Origin of the sequence: uncultured Dechloromonas sp. (assembly GCF_945957265.1) — a bacterium.
Lineage (GTDB): Bacteria > Pseudomonadota > Gammaproteobacteria > Burkholderiales > Rhodocyclaceae > Azonexus.
Genome location: NZ_CAMFKO010000030.1, coordinates 32,925 through 51,656 on the forward strand (window position 1 = coordinate 32,925; position 18,732 = coordinate 51,656).

The window sequence follows — 18,732 nt, forward strand, 5'->3', positions numbered from 1 at the left end:
CTGTTGCCGGTGTTGCTGGTCGTTGGCCTGCTGCTCGGGCGCACGCTGGAGGCGGCCGATATCCGGACCACGCCGCACAACCTTTCACGCCAGGGGGTCCAGGTCGAACCCGAGGAGGTGTGCGTGTTCTGCCATACGCCGCAACTGACCCCGGGCGACCTGACGCGCAGCGGCATCAACATGCAGCCGGCGTGGCAGCCGTCGCTGTCGAACGAGCATTCGTTCGTGATGTACGACGACATCGGGCGCCTGCAGTTCGGCGACAAGCCGGCCGTCGGCTCGCAGTCCATCGCCTGCCTGTCCTGCCACGACGCCAACCAGGCCTTTTCGGTCCAGTCGGCCGAAACGGATCACCCCTTCGGCATTCCCTATCGCGGTTTTTCCCGCGGGCGGGAACGCAGCCCGGCCGAGCTGGCCGCGGCCGAGGGGCTGCCTTCCCGGTCGGCCAAGGAATTGAAGGGACTCGACGATTTTCGGCTGCCCAGTCGCGGGGTGGTCGATAACCGGACCGTGTGGTGGGTTTCGGCGTCGGGCGTGACGCCCTTCCGGACGCGGGCGGACCTGCCGCTCTATGCGCGCCCGGCGGCCACGGGCGAGGTGCCTTTCGTCGAGTGCAGCAGTTGCCACGATCCGCACATCGCCACGCGATTGTTTCTCCGAGTTGACAATGCCGGCAGTCGTTTATGCCTGACGTGCCATGACAAGTAATCAGGAAGGGGTAAGACCATGAACATGCCCAATCGTAAATTCGCGTTTTTGGGAAAGCTCCTGCTGGCGGCCGTCGTTGCCACCCTGGCCGGCTGCGCCCCGGTCCAGGAGCGCGCCGATGCCGACAAGCCGCGGCTGCTGATCTATCCGCCGCCGCCGGACGAGCCGCGCTATGCCTACGAGCGGACGATCTACGGCAGCGCCGACGTCACGCCGAGGAAGAACGATGCCGCCCTGAAGCGGGCGTTGACCGGCGAACTGGAGCGTTCCGAGGGGCTGGTCAAGCCCTATGCGGTTGCCGTGCATCGCGGCCGGATCTTCGTCAGCGATTCGGCTGATCGCTTCGTCAAGGTGTTCGACGTTCCCGAAGGGCGCTATTTCAAGATCGGCGACGACGACCTCGGGCCGTTGACCAAGCCGCTGGGCATCGATGTCGATAGCCAGGGGAATCTCTATGTCGCCGACGGCACGGCCCGGGCCATCATGGTCTATACCCGCGACGGCAAGTTCCTGCGCAAGATCGGCGGTCCCAAGGTGTTCGAGCGCCTTTCCAGCGTCACCGTCGATGCGCCGGGTCAGCGCGTGTTCGTCACCGACATCGGCGGCGTTTCATCCGACCAGCACAAGGTCCGGGTCTTCGACTCCAATACCGGGGCGCATCTGTTCGACCTTGGCAAGCGCGGCATCGGTCCGGGCGAGTTCAATCTGCCGCGCGACGTGGCGATCGGCGTCAACGGCCAGATCTACGTTGTCGATGGCGGCAACTTCCGGGTCCAGGTGTTCGACCGGACGGGGCGCTATCTCAACAGCTTCGGCTCGGTCGGCAAGCAGATGGGCAATTTTGCGCGACCCAAGGAAATCGCCACCGATGCGTCCGGAAACGTCTATGTGGTCGACGCCGCCTTCGGGAATTTCCAGATATTCAACGCCGAGGGCGATTTGCTGATGTTCATCGGCGAGCGTTCGGAAACCGACGGGCCGGCGCGCTACATGCTGCCGTCGGGGATTTATGTCGATGAAGACGGGCGCGTCTATATGGTCGATCAATGGTTCAAGAAGATCGATGTCTATCGTCCGCATGCGCTGGGGGCGGATACGGGCTTCCTGGCCAAGCGGGCGCCGGTCAAGTGATTTTCCGATGGCGGGCGGGCCGGGCACCTTCCCGCACTTGAGAAGCGGAGCTTCCCAGGGACGGGAAATTCCTTTTTCCGAGTGTGGTTTTATTCACGGTTTTTTTTGATATTTGCGAAAAAATATCTGTTAAGTGTTTGATTTTGTGTGACGGTTTGATTCTGGCATGACATGTGCTTTGTATTAACCGTCCGGGCCGTTTGGCTCGCATACTTGATCAATTCTTTACGGGTCGGGAGTCAAACTATGTTCAATCACACTATGGAAAAGCGAAGCCTTTCCGGGCGCGTGGCCAGGCTGTTGGCGGTGGCCGTTCTTGCGCTGGGCGCGGCCGGGGCGCATGCCGGCATCGCCAATACCAAGCACAACCTTGGCGCCAACAACGCCGCCAACGAAAACTACATGACCACGGGTACGACGGAAATCTGCGTCTTCTGTCACACGCCGCACGCCTCGAACACCAACGTCAAGGCGCCGTTGTGGAACAAGCCGGTGGCCGCGGGTAGCTCCTACACCACCTACACCACGGCAGTTTCCGCCACCATCGACGGCTCGGTCGACATGTCCGGCATCTCGCTGGCCTGCCTGTCCTGCCACGACGGCACGCAAGCCATGGATACGATGATCAACAAGCCGGGTTCGGGCGGTTACGCCGCTGGCGGTTCGGTCATTTCCGGCGGCGTGTGGACGGGTACCCGTCAGGACGGCTCCGGCAAGATGATCAATGCCGCCGACTTCATCTCGATGCTCGGCACCGACCTGACCAACGATCACCCGGTCGGTATCCAGTACTGCGGCGGCGGTGTCAGCACCGGCGGCGCCTCGACCACGGCCGCTTCTTCCGGCAGCTGCCGCGACGGCGACTTCAACGCACCGCAGGACGGCCTGATCGGCGGCCATCGCGCCTGGTGGGTCGATACCTCGGTCGGTACCGCCGGTACCCGTCAGAAGACCGACATGATCCTCTACGCCCGTGCGCCGACGCTGACCGGTGATGCGACCTCCGGCCAGCACCAGCCGTTCGTCGAATGCGCCAGCTGCCACGATCCCCACTCCGAGAACGCCACCTTCCTGCGCATCCCGAATACTCAGAGCGCGGTCTGCCTGGCATGTCATAACAAGTAAGGCCTGCGGTCAACCGACAGTGTCCTTTGAAGCGGGCCGGCACGCAGTGTGTTCGGCCCGTTTTCCTTTTCTGGAGAATGGTCAAGTGAAAACGAAATCCCGAGCCAAGCTTCGCCTCGCCGTCGCCTTGACGGTGGGACTGGCCGGTTTGCCGGCCGCATGGGCGCAGGCCGCGACGGCACCTGCCGCCGAGTCGGAACAATCCGCGGCAGTCGCCCGCAAGGAAATGCACGATCGCGTGTTTGCCGTGATCAACGGTCGGGCGATCCCCACGTCGGACTACGAGGCGGCATTTACCACGCTGATTCGCCAGCGTTTCTATCATGGCCAGATTCCCGAGAACGAGCTGGCCGGCGTGCGCGAGGAGATCAAGAGCAAGCTGGTCCAGCGCGTCGTGCTTCTCGAGGAGGCCGAGCGCCGCAATATCGCGCCGGACATGGCGCAGATCGACGAGACGCTGGCCGGTTATGAGAAGCGCTATACCAACAGCCCGCAATGGCAGCAGAACCGCGAAATGGTATTGCCGGAACTGAGAAAGCAGCTCGCCGAGCAAAGCCGGATCGCGCTGCTCGACAAGCAGGTCAGGGATCTCCCGGAGCCGACCGAGGCCGAGGTCCGCGCTTATTACGACAAGAATCCCGGCTTGTTTACCGAGCCGGAAAAGCTCCGCCTGGCGGTGATCCTGCTCGCCGTGGACCCGTCGTCGCCGGCCACCGCCTGGCAGGGCAGCCGCGACGAGGCGCGGGCGATCTACGGCCGCCTGGAGAACGGCGCCGACTTCGAGGAGGCGGCGCGCCTGCATTCCAGCGTCTATGCGGAAAAGAGCGGCGACATGGGCTACCTCCATCGCGGCATGCTGCCGGAGAACATCCAGCAGAAGATCGACAAGTTCGAGATCGGCAAGCTCAACGAGCCGATCGACACGCTGGAGGGCGTGGCGATCTTCCGTCTGCTCGACCGGCTGCCGGCGAAGCAGCGCGATTTTGCCGATGTCTCGGCGCGAGCACGGGATTTGCTGGTGCGTGAACGTCAGGACGCAGCCTGGAAGTCGCTGATCGACCGATTGGTGGCCAAGGCCGACGTCAAGTTCATGCATGCTGTCTCGACGGAGCAGCGTGAAGGTGGAAAGAAGTAATCGACTTGGTTTCATAGAAGGTGGGCAAGCACGGCACTCGCGCGCGTATTTCCGGCTCCAGGTACCTGATCGCAGGTCTGGCGGGCGGCGCATTGTCGGTGTCGTCGTGCGTCCTGGCCGTCGAGTCCGCCGTGCCGGAGGCACTGCCTCCGGTTCGTGAAACGGCGATGGTCGGCGCCGTCCAGGCGGCGCTGGCCGATATCGTCCAGACGGAGCGGGAAGACGGCTTCCTGCTGCGCCACAGCGATACCCTGCTCGGCACCCTGGTCGGCCAGGACAGGCCGGTGCGCGACATGGCGGACGACGGCCTGGCGCTGCGCCCGAGCTCGATGCTCGGCCGGGCGCGCGAGGCCTGGCCGGCCGACGTCGAGCTGCCGCTGCGCCTGAGCCAGATGATGACGACCCTGCCGCCGGGCCGGCCCGAGCCGCGCTGGATGACCATGCCGGACCAGCCCGGGCAACTTCGCCAGTCCCGGGAATTGTTCCTGCCCATGCCCGGCGCCGCCGGGGTCGGGCAACCGGCGCCCGCGGGGGCATCCTTCCCGGGGCAGGCGGGGGCGGGTTTTCCGTCGGCCGGCGCCACGCCGTCGGGTGTCGGCGGCGCGCCATTGGCCCAGTCGACGGCCGCCCCGGGCGGCGCCGAGGCGGCGCAACCCAGTTCGTTCGGCGCATTCGGCTGGGAGATTCCGCCCATCCGTTGGGGCGGCAGCCTGGGCTACACGCACCAGAGAAGCTCCTCCAACACCGGCTATACCTCCTCGTCGCAAGGGGTGTTCGCCAACCTGTCGGCCTCCAGCTACCTCTACGCCCCGTGGTTCGCCCGGGTCAGCGCGCGGCTCGGCATCACCACCTCGTCGTCGGAAAGCTCCAGCACCGTCGGCGGCGTCGCCGAAAGCAACCGCAGCAGCAACCTGGTCGGCGGCGGCGAGGTCAACATGTTCTCGAGCAGCCGCTACCCCTTCCGCGCCTATTTCGACCGGACCGACAGCCGCGCCAGCGGCGTCCTGGTGACCAACGACTACGTCAGCAACCGCTTCGGGATGACCCAGAATTTCCGTTCCGAGGACGGGAACAGCGGCGGCAACCTCATTTTCGACCGCAGCGAGATCAATACCTCGAACGGGAAGCGCGACGAGGTCACGGCGCTGTCGGGGGGGTATTCGACCCAGCTCGGCATCGTCCAGAACTCCTTCAATGGGCGTTATTCGCTCGGCGAGCGAAGCGGGACGGGGGATCACGCCCGCCTGATCGGGCTCAATTCATCGCATATCGCCAATATCAGCGACACCCTGAACTGGGGTGCGACGATGAACTATACCGACAGCGACATCCGCACCTCGAGCGGCCTCGGCAACGCCACCTCCACGCACGGGCGCTACCTGCAGCTCTATACCTACGGGTCGTGGCTGCCCGATTTCGAAGACCTCGATGACCTGCCGCTGACCCTGAGCGGCGGCCTGCGCTATACCGCGCAGGATAGCCAGTTCGGGGGCGAGGGTTTTACCGCCAATACCCTGGGCGGGAATCTCTCCGCCCTGTACCGCTACTCGAACAACCTCTCGTTTTCGCTCAACGGGGCGATGAACCAGTTGAACCAGTCGCAGGGGGCGAGCCAGACGATTACCCAACTCGGCAGCTCGGTCAACTACACCGGGAATCCTCTCAGTATTGGGAAATTTTCTTATAACTGGAACACCGGAGCCAACGCCAACTGGCAAAGCGGGTACGGACCGACGCCGGCCAATTCGGTGACCAGCGGCCAGGCGGGCCACAACCTGTCGCGGATTTTCACGCTCTCGCCGGGGCAGACGCTGTCGTTCAACGGCTCGCAGTCGATCAATGTCATCAACAGCGCGCTGGTCGGAACGACCCAGTCGCTGACCCATACGCTGTCGGCGAACCTCGGGATGACCTCGGCCGAGCGCTTCTCGGGCTCGGTCAGCACCATGCTCTCCGACGTGCGGACGACCGGCTACCTGGAGCAGGGCTATCGCGTGCTGAATGTCGGTTTCTTCGGCCAGGGCCAGCTTTCCCAGATCTCGTCGGCCAACGTCAACCTGATGTTCAACTGGTCGGACCAAAGCTTCAAGACCGTTGATTCCTTTGGTATTCCGGTCACCCAGAATGCCCAGCACATGACGCTCAACGGCTCGGCCTCGTACAACCATCTGCGCTTCGCCGGCGTGCGCGGCCTGCGCTACACGCTGAGCTTCGCGGCCGATACCCGCCTGCGCGACGACCGCCTGTACGGCAACGCCAACGGCGAAATCGACCGGGCCCGTTTCACCCTGAGCAATCGCCTCGAATACCGCATCGGTCTGCTCGATTTCCGCCTCTCGCTGGTCAACAACGAAGTAGGTGGCAAGAAAAATGCATTGCTCTTTTTCCAGGTAGCCCGGCAAATCGGTTCCTTCTGATTCTGTTGCGCCGGGCAGGCTGATCAGTGCATATAAAACCAAGAGGTCGTTCAATGAAAATACTCTCGAAACTGAGGGCAAGTATCGCAGTCGCTGCGGTCCTGATCCTGTCCGCAGTCATGTTCGTGGACATCAACGATGCCCAGGCCGAGTACGGCGATGTGGTCATCAACAACTACTCCGACGGCGCCGGCATGCGCCCGGTCGTGTTTCCGCACTGGTTCCACCGGGTGCGCTTCCGCTGCAAGGTGTGCCACGCCGATCTCGGCTTCAAGTTCCAGGCTGGCGGCAACGAGATCAACATGGTCAAGATCATCGACGGCCAGTTCTGCGGCGCTTGCCATAACGGCGACATCGCCTGGTCCGTGGAAAACTGCAACCTGTGCCATTCCGGCAAGCCGGGTACGCCGACGCAGGTTCATGAAAGCACCGTTCAGAAACTGGCGCAGCCCTCTGGCGCGAAGAAGTGAGGGAGACAGCCATGAAAATCTCGAATCGTATTTCCGTCATCGTCGCCGGTCTCGTCCTGGCCCTTCCGGTATTCGCCCAGCAGTCCGGCAAGGATGTCTACACCAAGGTGTGCTCCACCTGTCACGCCACCGGCCTGGCCGGCGCGCCGCGCCTGGGTAATGGCGGCGACTGGGCGCCGCGTGCGGCCAGGGGCGTCGCCAGCCTCTATCAAAGCGCGCTGACCGGCACGCCGAAGGGCATGCCGGCCAAGGGCGGGCACATGACCTTGCCGGATGCCGAAGTCAAGGCCGCGGTGGATTACATGCTGGGTTCGGTCAAGGATGCCGTGAAGGCCGCCAAGGCCGAAGCGGAGCCCAAGAAGGAAGAAGCGAAGAAGGAAGAGCCGAAGAAAGCCGAAGCCAGGAAGGAAGAGCCGAAGAAGGTCGAAGCCAAGCCGGCTCCGGCCCCGGTCGCGGCGGCCCCCGCAGCGGCCCCCGCGCCGGTCGCCAGCGTCGCGCCGACCGAGGTCTCGGCGGGCGATATCAACTCCTTCAACCGCCTCCTGAAGCCGGCGAGCAAGCGCAACCTGCCGCCGCCCGAAGACGGCATCCACGATCCGGCGAACGACGGCACGCATGCGCTACAGCCGCCGCTCACCGCTTTCGGCGCCTTGCCCAAGAGCAATGCCGGCAATCGGGTGAACTGGGTCGAAGCCATCGGGCAGAAGAAGATCAATCCGCGCTACGACCGGAACGATCCGAAGGCCGAGCCGATCGTCATGGACCTGAACATCGTCCGCGAAGTGAAGGGCTCGATGCCGGATGTCGTCTATCCGCACAAGCAGCACACCGAGTGGCTGGACTGCTCGAACTGCCATCCGGCCATCTTCGTGCCGCAGAAGGGCGCCAACGCGATCAGCATGGCCTCCATCCTGCTCGGCGAGAAGTGCGGCGTCTGCCATGGCAAGGTGGCCTTCCCGGTTTCCGAGTGCCGCAACTGCCATTCGAAGAAGAAGGACATTGCGAAGGCGCCGGCTCCGGCTGCCGCCGCCAAGTGATTTAACCAGCGGGGAGCGCCCGGTGCGCTCCCCCGGCAAAGGAAAAACAGTATGGATAAATTCGTGCTCAAGGCCGGTCTGCTTGCCGCAGCCCTTTCCGTCGGCCAGGCGGGCCTGGTTCCGGCGGCGCTGGCCCAGGAAAGCGCCGCCACCCGTCTGTCGGCGGGCAAGGTCGACAAGGACCAGTTGCAGTTCAACCTCGAATCGGTCGGCAAGTTGCTCGAGTCCTCGTCCGCCGCCCGCCAGATCGAGAGCAGCAAGGCGCCCGAGGCCACGGCGCGCCGCGACAAGGCCCGCGAAATCTACAAGTCGGCCAAGGCGTCGTTCGCCGCCGGTGACCTGGACAAGGCCAACGGCCAGCTGGCCGAAGTGCGCGCCGCGTTCTTCGAGGCCGTGCGCCTGGCCGCCCCGGAAGAGGTGACGGCCAAGAAGCTGGAAGCCGACTACCGGGCGCGCCTCGACAGCGTCAACGCGCTGCTCGGCGCCTACCGCCGCGTGGCCAGCGAGAAGGGAAGCTCCTCGAAGACCGTCGGCGATACCGTGGCGCAGATCGACAAGTCGGTCGCCGAGGCGGGGCGCCTGGCGCAAGCCGGCAAGTACAAGGAAGGCCGCGCCGAACTCGACCGCGCCTACCTGGTCGCCAAGGCCGGCATCAGCTCGCTGCGCAGCGGCGACACGCTGGTCCGTTCGCTCAACTTCGCCAGCAAGGAAGAGGAATACCACTACGAAATCGACCGCAACGACACGCACCAGATGCTGATCAAGGTGCTGGTCGAGGAAAAGCGTGCCGGCAATCCGGCGCTCGACCAGCAGGTCCAGGGGTTTGTCGCCAAGGCGAAGGAACTGCGTTCGGCTGCCGAATCGGCCGCCGCCAAGCGCGATCACGCACAGGCCGTGAAGTTGCTCGAAGAATCGACCGTCGAATTGGTCAGAGCGATACGGAATGCCGGTATCTACATTCCGGGCTGAGTTTCTCGACACCGTTTCTGGCCTGGCCCGGGGAGCAGCAAGCCCCGGGCTTGCGCTTTTTCTGTGGCTGCTGTGCGTGGGCGCCGCCTGGGCGGGTGAATGGCTGCCGCTGGCCAACGACGGCATCCACGACCCCCGCTCGCGCGCCGTCAAGATCCTGCAGCAGCCGCGCGAGGCGCTGCAGGGGCTGACGCCGGACCACGCCGGCAACCAGGTGCGCTGGGTGCAGGTGCTGGAAAAGGGCGAAATCCGGCCGCGCGAGAAACTCTTTCCGCAGACGGTCGTGCAGAAGCTCGACCTGGATGTGATTCTCGATGCCAAGGGCGGCATGCCGGCCGTGCGCTTTCCGCATCGCCCGCATACCGAATGGCTCGATTGCGTCAATTGCCACGATGGCCTGTTCGCCAAGAGCGTGGGCCAGAGCAAGATTTCGATGTTCAAGATACTGCAGGGCGAGCAGTGCGGGGTGTGCCACGGCGCGGTCGCCTTTCCGCTGACCGAGTGTGCGCGTTGCCACAGTATTCCCCGGCCGGGGCAGAGCAAGCCGGTGATCCCGGCCGGCATCGACCCGCGTATCCACCAGGCCATAGGGCAGGGGCAGAAATGAGCGGCTTGTTCGCGCCATCGAGGCGTCTCGGCGTGCTGTCGCTGGTTTGCGTGCTGCTGGCGGCGCTGCCGCTGGCGACGCAGGCCGAGTATGCCGACGTGGTGATCAATCGCCAGGCCGAAAAGAACGGCATGCGGCCGGTGGTCTTTCCCCACTGGTTCCACCGGATCCGATTCCGCTGCAAGGTCTGCCACGCTGAGCTAGGATTCAAGATGCGCGCCGGCAGCAACACCATCACGATGACCGACATCATCGAAGGAAAGTTCTGCGGCGCCTGCCATAACAATGATATTGCCTGGTCTCCCGAGAATTGCGATCTCTGCCATTCGGGCAAGCCGGGCCTGCCGACGGGGGTGTTTGGTGGACACGAGACTTCTGGACCGGGACGCTGGTAAGCCCGGCGCTGCGCAACGGCCGGCGCGCGCCGGCCGGCGGACCCTGCTCAAGGGATTGCTGGGCAGCCTCGCCCTGGGCGCCTCGCCGCTGAGCCTGGCCGAGGGCAGCCGGCATCTGGTCGCCGGCCAGTCCTACCCGGGCGGGCGCATCATCCAGCGCGCCAACGACGCCGGTTTTCCCGATCCGGCCATGGGCGGCGTGGGGGCCATGACCTTGTTCGTGTTTCCGGTCTCGGTGGCGGTCACGCCGATGCGCGACATCTTCATCGCCGATGCCGGCTTGCAGGCCATTTTCCGTTACGACCCGATGCTCGACGCCATGAACATGGTGCGCGGCCTGCGGGTGAACCAGCAGACGCGGCTGGCCGCCGCCCCCGACGGCTCGGTTGCCGTCGCCAACGGCATGAGCGCGCCGATGATCCGCATCAGCCGCACCGGGCGGGTCATGCAAACCATCGACGCCCAGCTCGGCGGCGGGGTGTTCTACGACGAAGTCGCCGTCGATGCGGCGAGCGGCCGTTACTACGGCCTCGACAAGGTCCAGCGTCGCCTCGAGGAAATCATGCCGCACGGCCGGGGCGGGATCGTCATGCCGCAGGGGCTGGTGCCGGAGCAGCCGGCGGCCATGGCCATGGACGGCAACAGCATCTATATCGCCGGCCGCGCCTGCCAGTGCATCGCGGCCATCGACCCGTTCGGCGGGCGCAACATGGAAGTCGTCGCCGACGATGTCGGCCAGGCGTCGGCGCTGGCCGCCGGCGACGGCTGGCTGGCGGTGGCCGACGTGCGCGAGCGCCAGATCCGGGTCTGGCGGCAGCGGGCCTTGCTGGTCGAGGCCGATTTCGCGTCGCTCGGCCTGCTCGACCCGCGCGGCATGGCCATCGCCCAGCAGACCCTGTACGTGGCCGATGGCGCCGGGCGGCGGGTGGCTTCCTTCAGGCTGCGTGCATGAGATTCGTCGTCGTTGCACTGCTTGCCTGCCTGCTGGCCGGCTGCGCCTCCGAACCGCTGGTCATGCGCTTCGATCCCGGCCAGGTCGCCGCCGGCAGGAAAATCTACTTCCCGCCGATCAGCGACGAGGAGGTTCCGCGCTACGTCTATGTCGGCGAGCTGACCGGCGAGCAGAATTTCGTCGAGCGCGAAGGCAAGAAGAAAAACGTCTTCATCGAAGCGCTGAAGTGGCTTGCCGGGCTGTTCGAAGGGCAGGAGGCGGTCGTCCTGCAGCGCCCGCAGTCCGGGGTCGTCGATGAAAACGGCAGGATCCTGGTGACCGATGTCAGCCGCTCGGCGGTCTTCGTCTTCGATCCGGCCAACGGACGCCTCGATGTCTGGGAATTCGCCCAGGGCTTCCGCCGCTTCGCGTCGCCGACCGGGATCGCGCTCGGGCCGGCCGGCCGGGTTTTCGTCGCCGATGCCGATCTCAAGCAGGTCTATTCGCTCGACGCCCAGGGCAAGGGAACGCTGGTGGTCGATAGCGCCCTGCTCGAACGCCCGAACGGCCTGGCCTGGGATGCCAGGGAAGGCCTGCTCTACGTCGCCGATACCCAGGCCCACCAGATCAAGGTCTTCGACATGACCGGCCGGCTGGTCCGCAGCATCGGCCAGCGCGGCGAGGCGCCGGGCGAGTTCAACTTCCCGACTTTCCTGTCGCTCTCCGGCGATCGGCTGGTCGTTTCGGATACGATGAACGCGCGGGTCCAGCTGATTCCGCTGGACGGCATCGGCAAGCCGCTCGTCGTCGGCGAGCGCGGTACCATGATGGGCAACCTGGTCCGCCCCAAGGGCGTGGCGGTCGATTCCGAAAACAATCTCTATGTGATCGAGTCCTACTACGATCATTTGCTGATTTTCGACGAGCGGGCGCGCTTTCTGCTTCCGATCGGGGGAGCCGGCAAGGCGGCAGGCAGTTTCTATCTCCCCGGCGGCGTGTGGATCGACCGGGGCAACCGGGTGTTCGTGGCAGATACCTTCAATGGGCGAATTGCAGTGTTTCAGTTTCTGGGTGGCGTAGGCGATCATGGCAGTGAGTGAGCAGGCGATGTCGTCTCGTATCGCGCGTATTGCGCTGGCGTTCTGCCTCGGCGTCTTCGTGCTCTTCCGTTACGGCCTGGATACGGTAGAGGCGGCGCGCGTCTCCGATATCCGCGGCACCAAGCACAACCTTTCCGCCGCCGCCGACGGTTCGGCCTATACAAACCCGACGGCCGGGGCGGGCAGCGTGCCGACCCGCAACATCAAGGCCAGCAGCGAAACCCAGGTCTGCGTGTTCTGCCATACGCCGCACGGCGGTTCGAGTTCGACGACGCCGCTGTGGAACCGCAAGGTGGCGGGCGCCGGCTATACCCAAAGCTACGTGATGTACGACTCCAGCACGCTCGACGCCAAGCAGGTCCAGAGCACCATGAACCAGCCGGGCGGCAGTTCCAAGCTGTGCCTGTCCTGCCACGACGGCACGGTCGCCGTCGGCAACGTCAATGTGCTGAACGGCCTGGACAAGACCCCGCAGGCCCAGGGCACGGCGGTCATCGCAACGAGCGGGGGCACCACCATGCCGACCGGCTCGGGAACCGACACCGGCTTTACCCGCTACCTCGGCACCGATCTCACCAACGACCATCCCATCTCGATCTCGTACAACGACACCCTGGCGGCACGCGACGGCGAATTGCGCACCCCGAGCACGAACACGACCCTGGTCGGCGTGCGGACGGGAACCGTCAAGCCCAAGCTCAAGCTGGAAAATACCGGCGAGGCGGGCAACAACCGGGCGCAGGTGCAATGCGCCACCTGCCACGACCCGCACATCCGCGAGACCGACAGCACGGTCGGCAACCAGAAATTCCTGCGCCTGAACCGCTTCCAGCACCAGGACCCGCCCAGCGTCAGCGGCTACAACAGCACCGACAATTCGGGCGACATCATCTGCCTGGCCTGCCACGACAAGGGCGGTTCGGCCTGGGCTTTCTCGGCGCACGCCAATTCGCTGGTCGCCGACGAGCTGTATAGCAACACCCACGCCGACCGCCGGGAATTCCCGCGCAACCTGCCGGTGTGGAAGGCGGCCTGCCTGAACTGTCACGATACCCATTCCGTGGCCGGCACGCGCCGACTGCTGCGCGAAGGCACGAACGAAGGCACGCTGACCAGCGCCGCGCCGAAACCCGGCGGCAGCAACACCGCGGCCCTGGAGGAGACCTGCTACCAGTGCCACGATGGCGGCGTGAACGGCACCCTGCAGGCGACGACCAACGTGCCCAACATCCGCTCCGACTTCCTGCTCGCCCGCCGCATGCCCATCACCACCGCGGCCCAGGGTACGACCGGGGGCGCCGGCGGCAACACGGCGGAAGTGCACGACATCAACGGCAGTTTCGGCAACGACTCGGCCTTCATCGATTGCTCCACCGCCGGCTCGAAGTGCGGCAAGGATTTCATCGAGCCGCGCAGCAAGCTCGGCGTCGGCAACCTCAACAATCGCCATGTCGAATGTACCGACTGCCACAATCCGCATCGCGTCATCCGCGCCCAGAACGGCCTGCCCGGCGCCCTGACCGCCGCCAACACGAAGGATACGGTCGCCGGACGGAATACCGGGGGCGGGGCGCATAAACATACCAACGCCAGCGGCTATACCCATACCAACATCATCTCCGGCGTCCTGCGCGGCGCCTGGGGGGTCGAGCCGAGCTACGGCAGCGCCTCCTTCCATGCCCTGCCGACCGGCTACACCGTCAAGCGCGGCGATCCCGGCGCCAGCAGCAGCACGCTGGCCAGCGAAGCCTACGTGACGCGCGAGTATCAGATCTGCCTCAAGTGCCACTCCGATTACGGCTACTCCGACAACAACAGCCACGTCAGCGCCGGCGGCAACCGCCCCTTGCTCAATTCGACCAGCGGCGGCACGCCGACGGCGACCAACGGGCTGACGATGTACACCAACCAGGCCAAGGAATTTCAGGCGCCCAATGCCCATGTCGGCGAGCCCCTGAGCGTCGGAACCGACGGCGGCTGCGTCGATGCCAACTGCAACAACAACAACCACCGCTCGTGGCACCCGGTGATCGGGGCGACCGGCCGGACGACGGCGGCGCGGGGCATGTCCGGCGGCAATCCCTGGCTGACACCGTGGAGCAATGCGGTGGGCACCCAGACCATGTATTGCACCGACTGCCACGGTTCCGGGGTGGCGGCCGGCCAGTCGGTCATCCCCGACGGCAGCAACCCGTGGGGGCCGCACGGTTCCAACAACAATTTCATCCTCAAGGGCGTGTGGAGCAGCGGCATGGGGGCGACCGGGCGCGACAGCGGCGAAACGGCCAACATGCTCTGCTTCAAGTGCCACGATTCGTCCAACTACACGACGCGCAACGATACCGGGCGCAAGTCCGGCTTCTATGGCGGCGGCAAGGGCAACCTGCACAACTACCATATCGACCGCATCCAGAAGCTGTACTGCACCTGGTGCCACGTCGCGGTGCCGCATGGCTGGAAGAACAAGGCGCTGCTGGTCAACCTCAACGACGTCGGCGAGGAGGCCGGGCTCGGCGCGGGGAGCAGCAAGGAAGTGGCGATCAACGGCAACGGCTCCTACTATTCGAAGGAACCGTACTACCTGTACGCCAAGCTGAAGGTGGCCACTTTCGCCGCCAGCGGCAGCTGGTCGGATACCAATTGCGGCTCGCGCGGGAAAACCGGCGCCAACCTGATTACCAGCGCCAACGGGGCCAGCGGCTCGAATACGACCGGAACGGGCAAGAACTGGATGACCAGCACGTGCAGCGGGCCGACCAATTGATGCCGGCCGGGCGGGGAATCCTGCCCATGCTGGCATCGCTCAAGCTGACGCTGGCCACCTTCGTGTTCCTCGGGGTCAGCATCGTGCTGGCCTATTTCAACGAGGTGCGGACCAGCCCCTGGCTGATCCTGTCGCTGTCGCTGCTGTCGCTCAACCTGCTGGCGGCGATCGCGACCAATCGCCATTTTCGCCGCCAGGCGCCGCTGATGATCTTCCACCTGGCCCTGCTCGCCATCGTGATCCTGATCGCCATCGGCCGCCTGACCTATTTCAAGGGGCGGGCCGAGGTGGTCGAGGGCGAATCATTCACCGGCGAATTCGTCGAGGTCGACGCCGGTCCGTGGCATCCATCGGGCGTCGAGCAGGCGGCCTTCACCAACCTGGGAACCCGTATCCGCTACGCCCCGGGGCCGGTCCGGCTGGGCACCGAGAACAATGTCGGCTGGGTGGACGAGAGCGGGAAACTGCAGCAGGCGGTGATCGGCGACCATACCCCGCTGATCCGCAACCATTACCGTTTCTACGCCAACTGGACCAAGGGCTTCGCCCTGATGTTCGGCTGGCAGCCGGCGCAGGGCGAGCCGATGCGCGGTTCGGTCAATCTGCCGAGCTACCCAGCCAATGCCCTGACCCAGGCGCGCCAGTGGTCGCTGCCGGGAAGCGCCGAGCCGGTCTGGGCGGCCCTCCAGTTCGACGACGAGCCGGTGCCCGAAGGGGGCGGCGAGTTCCGCCTGCCGGCCCGTTACGTCGTGGTCGTCCGCCAAGGCGAGCAGCGCTGGGAAATCCCGGGCGATCGGGGTATCGTCCATCTCGACCTGCCGGGCGGGCGCCTGACCTACCTGGGCTTGCGCACCTGGATGGGCTACCAGGTGGCCTGGGACAGGACCATGCACTGGCTGCTGGCGGCCGCGACAATCGCCGTGCTGGCCTTGGGCTGGCACTTCTGGCGCAAATTTACGGCCCGCCCCTGGAACGACTGAGTCGGCAGCGGGTGGGGGCGAGCTGGCATCGGGCTTGCATGGGTTGTCCTGTTTTTGAGAATTTTTCCAGGAGTGGGAATTGGATTTGATCGGAGAGTTGCGAGTCCTGTGGGTCGCGGTCGTTGCCTATGTCCTGGCCGGCAGCATGGCGATCTTCGGGGTGTTGTTGAAGAAACGCCCGGAACGCACGGTGCTCGGCCTGATGGCGCTCGGGCTGGTCCTGCACACCGCGGCCATCGGGCTGCGCTGGCAGCGCCTCGATCACGGGCCTTTCGTGACGATGTTCGAGATCCTGTCGAGCAACGTGTGGAGCCTGATGCTCGCCTTCTCGATCGCCTACTGGCGTTTGCCGGCGATTCGCCCGGTGGCGGCCATCGTCATGCCCATCCTGTTCACCATGATGGGCTGGCTGATGACGGTCAGCCCCGGCGAGACCCATCTGCCGCCGACCTATCACACGGTCTGGCTGTTCATCCATATCGGCTTCGGCAAGGTTTTCCTGGGCGCCGTGCTGGTCGCCGTCGGCCTCTCCGGCGTCATCCTGATCCGCCGCGACGGGCGTCCCGACGCGTGGTTCCATCGCCTGCCGGACAGCGCCCGCCTGAGCGAGCTGTCGTATCGCTGCATGGCCATCGGCTTCGTGTTCGAGACCTTGATGCTGATCGCCGGGGCCATCTGGGCGCAGGACGCCTGGGGGCGCTACTGGGATTGGGACCCGCTGGAAACCTGGGCCTTCATCACCTGGCTGATCGTCGGCATTTCGTTGCACGCGCGGCTGACCTTCGACCTCTCGCCGCGCCTCGGCGCCTGGCTGGTGATCGGTGTGTTCGTCGCCGCCTTCCTGACCTTCTTCGGCGTGCCTTTCCTGTCCCAGACGCCGCACCAGGGCGCGGTGTGATCTGATGCGCGCCAGTATTTCCTGTCCCCCGTCGGCGCTGGACCCGGCATGCACCGCGGCCGAGTACCCGGCCGTCGCATCGGGCAAGCTGTCGCGCGCCTGGTGGCTGCTGGCGGTGCTGGCCCTCGGGGCGTCGACGCTGTGCGCGGTGGTGCTGGTCGTCGCACGCACGCCATTTCTCGGCCTGGGGGCCGAGTTCTTCCGCAGCGCGCTGGTCCTCCACGTCGATCTGGCGGTGGTGGTGTGGTTCCTGGCGGTGGCGGCCGGCTTGTGGCTGCTGGCGATTCCGCTGGGCGGCGGCATCCTGTTGCGGATGGCGCGGGCCGGCGTCTGGCTGGCCGGGCTCGGCGTCGTCGCGATGTTGCTGTCGCCGCTCGACGGGCAGGGCGTGCCGGTGTTGGCCAACTACGTCCCGGTCCTCGATACGCCGTCGTTTTACGTCGGCTTGGGCGCTTTCCTGTCCGGCGTCGGGTTTTCCGGCGTGGCCTGCCTGCTGATGTTCGCCATCGAGGCGTCGGCGCGCGGCCCGCGCCATCCGGCCGCCGCCATGCGCTGCGTCATGGCGGCGGCCATCGTGGCCTTCCTCGCCGCGCTGGCGACCTTCCTGCTGGCCGCCCGGGTCGGGGGCGAGGCTTCGCTCGACACGCGGCTGTGGGGCGGCGGCCATGTGCTGCAGATCGTTCATACGCTGATGCTGATGGCGGCCTGGCTGCACCTCGGGCGCCTGCCGCTGGCGGAGGTCGCGTTTTCCCGGCGCTGGGTGCTCTGGATGGTCGCGCTGGAACTGCTCGCGGTCGGCCTCGACCTGCTCATCGCCGTGGCGCTGCCGGTGGATGGCGTCGCCTATCGGCGCGGCTTCACGCTGGTCATGCGCTGGCTGACCTGGCCGGCGCCGCTGGCGTTGGCGGTGTGGATCGTCTTCGGCCATGTCCGGATGGCTCGCCGGGGCCGCTTGCAAACGCTGGATGCCGGCCTGCTTGGCTCGATCGGGCTGTTTGTGCTCGGCTGCCTGGTCGGGGCCTTCATCCGCGGCGAAACGACAACGGTTCCGGCGCATTATCACGGCACGGTCGGCGCGGTGACGCTGGCTTACATGGCCTGGGCGCAAAGCCGCCTGCCGGGCGTCGCCCGGGCTGCGTGGGCCGGCTTGTGGCGCTGGCAGCCCCTGGTCTACGGCCTGGGGATCGGTTTGATGGTGATCGGACTGGCCTGGGCGGGGCAACTCGGGGTGCCGCGCAAGTCGCCGCACGCCGAGACGCTGATGGCCGACGGCGCGCATCATCTGGCCATGGGCCTGGCCGGCACCGGCGGCTTGCTGGCCACGGCAGGCGCCGCCATGTTCGTGGCGGCCATTCTGATGGGAATTTGCAGGAAGCGGATCGATTAAATGGAAACCACGGCATCGCCCGAACTCAAATCACGCCCGGCCGGCGAGCGCTGGGCCTTTCTGCTGCTCGGCGCGGCGCTTGCCGTCATCGCGCTGGCCTTGTTTCTCGGTTGGGAAAAGTCGCCGCTGAGCGGCAGGCTGCAGGCCGACAAGCATGTCGAGAACAAGGTCAGGAACGAGTTGGACCGGCGTTTCCGCGACGGTGTCGCGCTGCTCCAGGCCAAGCACTACGACCAGGCGCTGACGGCCTTTCACCGGGTCATCCAGTTGAGCCCGGAAATGCCGGAAGCCTATGTGAACGCCGGGTTTGCGCTGCTCGGCATGGGGCAGTACAAGGCGGCGGCGGACTTTTTCGATTCGGCGACGACCCTGCGGCCGAATCAGATGAACGCCTATTACGGACTGGGCGCCGCGCTGCAGGAAATGGGCGACAAGCAGGGTGCGCTGCAGGCGATGGAAACCTACCTGCACCGCAGCCCGCCGGACGATCCCTTCCGCCGTAAGGCCGAGTCGGCGACCTGGGAGCTGCGCGAGGAGCTGGCCAAGGAGCGGCCGCCGGTCAAGGCCGACCAGGTGCCGCATCGCCGCAACAAGGGCGGGGAGGGCAAGCCATGAGTGTCTATCGCTTCGCCTCCCCGGCCACGTTCTACCCGCTGGCCGGCAAGGCGATCCCGTGGT

17 protein-coding genes are annotated in these 18,732 nt (G+C 65.7%); all 17 read left to right on the forward strand.

Going from position 1 to position 18,732, the window contains the following annotated elements; translation table 11 throughout:
* Positions 1–9 precede the first annotated feature (9 nt).
* The 17 genes from Q0P59_RS14815 to Q0P59_RS14895 all read left to right on the forward strand — a co-directional run bounded on the left by Q0P59_RS14815 (position 10) and on the right by Q0P59_RS14895 (position 18,669).
* On the forward strand, positions 10–708 hold the full coding sequence (locus Q0P59_RS14815) for a cytochrome c3 family protein (protein WP_295007649.1): 699 nt from the start codon (positions 10–12) through the stop codon (positions 706–708).
* An 18-nt stretch (positions 709–726) separates the two neighbouring features.
* Entirely contained in the window at positions 727–1,839 is a 1,113-nt protein-coding gene (locus Q0P59_RS14820) for a 6-bladed beta-propeller (RefSeq protein WP_295007618.1), read from the forward strand.
* Positions 1,840–2,085: 246 nt separating this feature from the next.
* Positions 2,086–2,964 (forward strand): cytochrome c3 family protein, encoded by an 879-nt coding sequence (locus Q0P59_RS14825; RefSeq protein WP_295007620.1) that lies wholly within the window; start codon positions 2,086–2,088, stop codon positions 2,962–2,964.
* A gap of 85 nt (positions 2,965–3,049) precedes the next feature.
* Positions 3,050–4,099 carry a peptidyl-prolyl cis-trans isomerase gene (locus Q0P59_RS14830; protein WP_295007621.1) on the forward strand — a complete coding sequence of 350 codons (1,050 nt, stop codon included), beginning with the start codon at positions 3,050–3,052 and terminating at the stop codon, positions 4,097–4,099.
* 98 nt (positions 4,100–4,197) lie between these two features.
* The gene (locus Q0P59_RS14835; protein ID WP_295007623.1) at positions 4,198–6,516 is read left to right on the forward strand and encodes a hypothetical protein; all 2,319 of its coding nucleotides are present in this window, start codon (positions 4,198–4,200) and stop codon (positions 6,514–6,516) included.
* Between the two features lie 53 nt (positions 6,517–6,569).
* Positions 6,570–6,986 (forward strand): c(7)-type cytochrome triheme domain-containing protein, encoded by a 417-nt coding sequence (locus Q0P59_RS14840; RefSeq protein WP_295007625.1) that lies wholly within the window; start codon positions 6,570–6,572, stop codon positions 6,984–6,986.
* An 11-nt stretch (positions 6,987–6,997) separates the two neighbouring features.
* Positions 6,998–8,023, forward strand: a complete 1,026-nt coding sequence (locus tag Q0P59_RS14845) for a c(7)-type cytochrome triheme domain-containing protein (RefSeq protein WP_295007627.1) — start codon at positions 6,998–7,000, stop codon at positions 8,021–8,023.
* Positions 8,024–8,074: 51 nt separating this feature from the next.
* Positions 8,075–8,992 carry a hypothetical protein gene (locus tag Q0P59_RS14850; RefSeq protein WP_295007629.1) on the forward strand — a complete coding sequence of 306 codons (918 nt, stop codon included), beginning with the start codon at positions 8,075–8,077 and terminating at the stop codon, positions 8,990–8,992.
* Between the two features lie 76 nt (positions 8,993–9,068).
* Positions 9,069–9,599, forward strand: a complete 531-nt coding sequence (locus Q0P59_RS14855) for a c(7)-type cytochrome triheme domain-containing protein (protein ID WP_295007631.1) — start codon at positions 9,069–9,071, stop codon at positions 9,597–9,599.
* Positions 9,596–9,994, forward strand: coding sequence for a c(7)-type cytochrome triheme domain-containing protein (locus Q0P59_RS14860; RefSeq protein WP_295007633.1), 399 nt, complete (start codon positions 9,596–9,598; stop codon positions 9,992–9,994). Before Q0P59_RS14855 ends, Q0P59_RS14860 begins: the two co-directional genes overlap by 4 nt.
* Positions 9,960–10,946 (forward strand): hypothetical protein, encoded by a 987-nt coding sequence (locus Q0P59_RS14865; RefSeq protein WP_295007635.1) that lies wholly within the window; start codon positions 9,960–9,962, stop codon positions 10,944–10,946. The genes Q0P59_RS14860 and Q0P59_RS14865 overlap by 35 nt, the downstream gene beginning before the upstream one ends.
* Entirely contained in the window at positions 10,943–12,025 is a 1,083-nt protein-coding gene (locus Q0P59_RS14870) for a 6-bladed beta-propeller (protein ID WP_295007637.1), read from the forward strand. Before Q0P59_RS14865 ends, Q0P59_RS14870 begins: the two co-directional genes overlap by 4 nt.
* A complete protein-coding gene (locus Q0P59_RS14875) occupies positions 12,012–14,789 on the forward strand; it encodes a cytochrome c3 family protein (protein WP_295007639.1) in 2,778 nt (925 codons plus the stop codon). Before Q0P59_RS14870 ends, Q0P59_RS14875 begins: the two co-directional genes overlap by 14 nt.
* The gene (locus Q0P59_RS14880; protein WP_295007641.1) at positions 14,768–15,769 is read left to right on the forward strand and encodes a hypothetical protein; all 1,002 of its coding nucleotides are present in this window, start codon (positions 14,768–14,770) and stop codon (positions 15,767–15,769) included. Before Q0P59_RS14875 ends, Q0P59_RS14880 begins: the two co-directional genes overlap by 22 nt.
* Positions 15,770–15,848: 79 nt before the next feature.
* Positions 15,849–16,667, forward strand: coding sequence for a cytochrome c biogenesis protein CcsA (gene ccsA / locus Q0P59_RS14885; RefSeq protein WP_295007643.1), 819 nt, complete (start codon positions 15,849–15,851; stop codon positions 16,665–16,667).
* Between the two features lie 4 nt (positions 16,668–16,671).
* The gene (locus tag Q0P59_RS14890) at positions 16,672–18,054 is read left to right on the forward strand and encodes a cbb3-type cytochrome c oxidase subunit I (RefSeq protein ID WP_295007645.1); all 1,383 of its coding nucleotides are present in this window, start codon (positions 16,672–16,674) and stop codon (positions 18,052–18,054) included.
* Positions 18,055–18,669, forward strand: a complete 615-nt coding sequence (locus Q0P59_RS14895) for a tetratricopeptide repeat protein (protein ID WP_295007647.1) — start codon at positions 18,055–18,057, stop codon at positions 18,667–18,669.
* The last annotated feature ends 63 nt before the right edge of the window (positions 18,670–18,732 follow it).

Bases quoted from the DNA above. Each gene is read 5' to 3' on its own strand.
- Q0P59_RS14845 (WP_295007627.1), top strand. From the start codon at position 6,998: ATGAAAATCTCGAATCGTATTTCCGTCATCGTCGCCGGTCTCGTCCTG.
- Q0P59_RS14860 (WP_295007633.1), top strand. From the start codon at position 9,596: ATGAGCGGCTTGTTCGCGCCATCGAGGCGTCTCGGCGTGCTGTCGCTG.
- Q0P59_RS14820 (WP_295007618.1), top strand. From the start codon at position 727: ATGAACATGCCCAATCGTAAATTCGCGTTTTTGGGAAAGCTCCTGCTG.
- Q0P59_RS14840 (WP_295007625.1), top strand. From the start codon at position 6,570: ATGAAAATACTCTCGAAACTGAGGGCAAGTATCGCAGTCGCTGCGGTC.
- Q0P59_RS14875 (WP_295007639.1), top strand. From the start codon at position 12,012: ATGGCAGTGAGTGAGCAGGCGATGTCGTCTCGTATCGCGCGTATTGCG.
- Q0P59_RS14825 (WP_295007620.1), top strand. From the start codon at position 2,086: ATGTTCAATCACACTATGGAAAAGCGAAGCCTTTCCGGGCGCGTGGCC.
- Q0P59_RS14890 (WP_295007645.1), top strand. From the start codon at position 16,672: ATGCGCGCCAGTATTTCCTGTCCCCCGTCGGCGCTGGACCCGGCATGC.
- Q0P59_RS14870 (WP_295007637.1), top strand. From the start codon at position 10,943: ATGAGATTCGTCGTCGTTGCACTGCTTGCCTGCCTGCTGGCCGGCTGC.
- Q0P59_RS14850 (WP_295007629.1), top strand. From the start codon at position 8,075: ATGGATAAATTCGTGCTCAAGGCCGGTCTGCTTGCCGCAGCCCTTTCC.
- Q0P59_RS14895 (WP_295007647.1), top strand. From the start codon at position 18,055: ATGGAAACCACGGCATCGCCCGAACTCAAATCACGCCCGGCCGGCGAG.